Below are 799 nucleotides of genomic sequence, written 5' to 3' on the forward strand. Positions count from 1 at the left end.
TGACTTCTAAGTGTGTCTTAGGTACCACATAGGTGTTTGTAATGGTTACTTGATTGTCTTGGACGGGACCGATTGTTGACGTATAACCTTCTACAGCGAGTTCTTTTACACTGTAGTGATATGGATTTCCTTGATCGTCCGTTGCCAACAAATCTTCCCAGCGATATCTGCTTTGACCATTTAAGAGTTCAACCACTGTTCCATAAGCTTGGCCATTGCGGAACAATTGAAGCTGAATCGTCGGCTTAACTGACGGTCCACCAAACCACACTTTTTTGACTTCGAAGTGCGTCTTAGGTACCACATAGGTGTTCGTAATGGTCATTTGATGATCTTCTACGGGGCCGATCGTTGACGTATAACCCGCTACAGCTAGTTCTTCTACACTGTAGTGATATGGATTACCCTGATCGTCCGTTGCCGATAAATCATCCCAACGATATCTGCTTTGACCATTTAGGAGTTCAACCACTGTTCCATAAGCTTGGCCATTGCGGAGCAATTGAAGCTGAATCGTCGGCTTAACTGACGGTCCACCAGACCACACTTTTTTGACTTCGAAGTGCGTCTTAGGTACCACATAAGTGTTCGTAATGGTCATTTGATGATCTTCTACGGGGCCGATCGTTGACGTATAACCCGCTACAGCTAGTTCTTCTACACTGTAGTGATATGGATTTCCTTGATCGTCCGTTGCCAACAAATCTTCCCAGCGATATCTGCTTTGACCATTTAAGAGTTCAACCACTGATCCATATGCTTGACCATTGCGTAACAATTGAAGCTGAATCGTTGGTTT

1 protein-coding gene is annotated in these 799 nt (G+C 44.3%); it reads right to left on the minus strand.

Going from position 1 to position 799, the window contains the following annotated elements; all coding sequences use genetic code 11:
* On the minus strand, positions 1-799 hold a 799-nt coding region (locus tag HMPREF9706_RS02585; RefSeq protein WP_006907809.1), incomplete at both ends, for a Cna B-type domain-containing protein.

The organism is Facklamia hominis CCUG 36813, from assembly GCF_000301035.1.
Taxonomy (GTDB): domain Bacteria; phylum Bacillota; class Bacilli; order Lactobacillales; family Aerococcaceae; genus Facklamia; species Facklamia hominis.